This is a genomic window from Actinomycetospora sp. (assembly GCF_055612215.1).
The window spans coordinates 1-2,371 of the sequence record NZ_JBVPVA010000033.1; the positions used below are offsets into that span (position 1 = coordinate 1).

Here is a 2,371-nt window from a genome sequence, read left to right on the forward strand (position 1 = left end):
TCACGAGCCGGTCGGCCCAGGCGTCGGCGCCGAAGGTGCGCACGCTCTCGCGCGCCCGGGCGCCGATGTGCACCCGGACCTCGTCGTCCGAGAGCAGCTTGTCCAGCGCCGCGGTGAGCGCCGGGGGGTCGCCGACGGGGACGACGACGCCGTTGTCCCCGTCGCGCACGAGCGTGGCCAGCCCACCCACGGGGGTGACCACGGGGCACAGGCCCCACGCCATGCCCTCGAGCACGGACATCGGGAGGCCCTCCCACCAGCTCGGCAGCAGGAGGATCTGGGCGGCGCGCAGCAGCGCGTCGCGCTCCGCCGGGCCGATCCAGGTGCGGACCTCGACGGTGCCGTCGAGCCCGTTCGCGGTGACCGCGCGGCGCACGGCGTCGGCGTCCCCGTGCCCGGCGAGGGTCACGTGCAGCCGGGCGCGGTGGGCGGCGTGCAGCCCGGCGACGGCCGTGACGAGGTCGAAGACGCCCTTGCGGTCGATCAGGCGCCCGAGGAACACCGCGTCGACGGTCCCGGTGTGCAGGTCGCGCTCCGGGACGGTCGCGGGCCACTCCACGGGGTTGGTGAGCACGACGACGCGGTCCTCGGGCAGCCCCAGCCGCGTCGTGTAGACCTCGCGGGCGCCCGGGGCGAGGACGACGACACGGTCCGCGCGCAGCAGCCACGCCACCACGGGGCGCAGCGGCGCGGGCAGCCCGTCGAACCAGTCGGCGAACGCGCCGGCGTGGGTGTGCAGCACGGTGGGGACGCCCCGGGCGCGGGCCGCGGCCACGATGACGCCCTTGCGCAGCGCGGAGAGGCCCTTGGCGACGTGCAGGTGCACGACGTCCACGCGCCCACCGAGCACCAGCGCGAGTGCCCGGGCGATCCCCCCGACCATCAGCCGCAGGCGCCGCAGCGCCCCGGCCTCGTCGTAGGTGGTGACGACGTGGAGCTCGACGTCGTCGCGCGCGGCCAGGAACCGCTCGTGCAGCCGCTGCACCGCGGCGATCCCGCCCGGCGTCGACGAGGCCTGCCCGACGACGAGCACCCGGAGCCGGTCGCCGCGGGTGCGGCGCGGTGCGGGGCCGGTCACCGTTCGGAGACCGCCGGCGTGGTGGGACGCAGGGCCGTGAGGTCGCGGGGGGCCGCCGGGTCGACGGTGGCGTAGGCGGCGAGCAGCGTGGCCTGCGACCGGGACCACGACAGAGCGCCGGCGACGCGCTCGCGGCCGACCTCGCCCATCTGCTTGCGGCGCACCGGGTCGTCCAGGAGCTCGGAGATCAGCGCGGCGTACTCGTCGACGTCGTTGGGGCGCGCGAAGAGCGCCGCGTCGCCGGCGGAGACCCGGCTCTCGGTGAGGTCGAACGAGACCATCGGCAGGCCCATGGCCATGTACTCCATGATCTTGTTCATGGTGGACACGTCGTTCAGTGGGTTGAGCGGGTCCGGGGCGATGCCGACGCAGGCCGTCGAGAGGTAGCGCCGCACGTCGGGGGTGTCGGCCATGCCGGTGAAGGTGACGCGGTCGTCGAGACCCAGGCGGTGGGCGAGGTCGACGACGTCGTCGAACGCGTCACCGCCGCCCAGGAACGCGGCGTGCCAGTCGTCCCGACGCTCCGCGAGGCGGGCCAGCGCGCGGACGGCGTAGTCGACGCCGTCCTGCGGGCCCATGACGCCGAGGTACACGAGCAGGTGCTCGCGGCCGCGCGCCAGCTCGGGCTCCGGCGGCACCTGGCGGAACCGGTCGAGCGCGGGGGCGCTGCGCACGGTGAACGCGCGCGCGCCAGGCACCCGGCCGCGTCCGACGGCCTTCGCGCGGTAGCTCTCGTTCGTCGAGATGACGACGTCGGCGGTGCGGTAGGTGAGGAACTCGACGAGCCGCAGGCCCCAGTAGAGCGCGTCGCGCTTCGGCCGGAAGCGGGAGAGGTAGAGCTCGGGCACGAGGTCGTGCTGGTCGAACACCACCTTCGTCCGGCCGCCGCTGAGCACCCTGAGCACGAGCGCGACCACGAACAGCAGGTCCGGCGGGTTGCACAGGTGGACCACGTCGACCGGGTCACGGCGGTGGATCGACCGCGCCAGCCAAATCGAGTGGAACAGCGCGGTCGCGTACTCCTTCAGGTAGCCCTGCGGCCCGCCGGAGGCCGCCTGCAGGGGGTAGCGGTGGATCGCCACGCCGTCGACGACGGCCTCCCGCTCGGTGTCCCGGTCGGTCCCCAGCGGGCAGACGACCTCGACGTCCCAGCCGTGGTCGCGCAGCGTGGTGGCCTCCTGCCACACGCGGCGGTCGAACGGCACCGAGAGGTTCTCGACGAGGATGAGCGCTCTGCCGGGCAAGATCCTGGGTCCGTCCTGTCGGGGCCGGGGCCGGGCGATCCGATCGGCG

At 74.9% G+C, this 2,371-nt stretch carries 2 protein-coding genes; both read right to left on the bottom strand.

Annotation, left to right across the window (positions count from 1 at the left end; genetic code table 11):
* Positions 1-1,078 (bottom strand): glycosyltransferase family 4 protein (locus AC0CYZ_RS00675; protein ID WP_472211063.1); only part of this gene is annotated, 1,078 nt, incomplete at its 3' end.
* Positions 1,075-2,322 carry a glycosyltransferase family 4 protein gene (locus AC0CYZ_RS00680; RefSeq protein WP_472211066.1) on the bottom strand — a complete coding sequence of 416 codons (1,248 nt, stop codon included), beginning with the start codon at positions 2,320-2,322 and terminating at the stop codon, positions 1,075-1,077. The genes AC0CYZ_RS00680 and AC0CYZ_RS00675, both read right to left, overlap by 4 nt.
* Positions 2,323-2,371 lie beyond the last annotated feature (49 nt).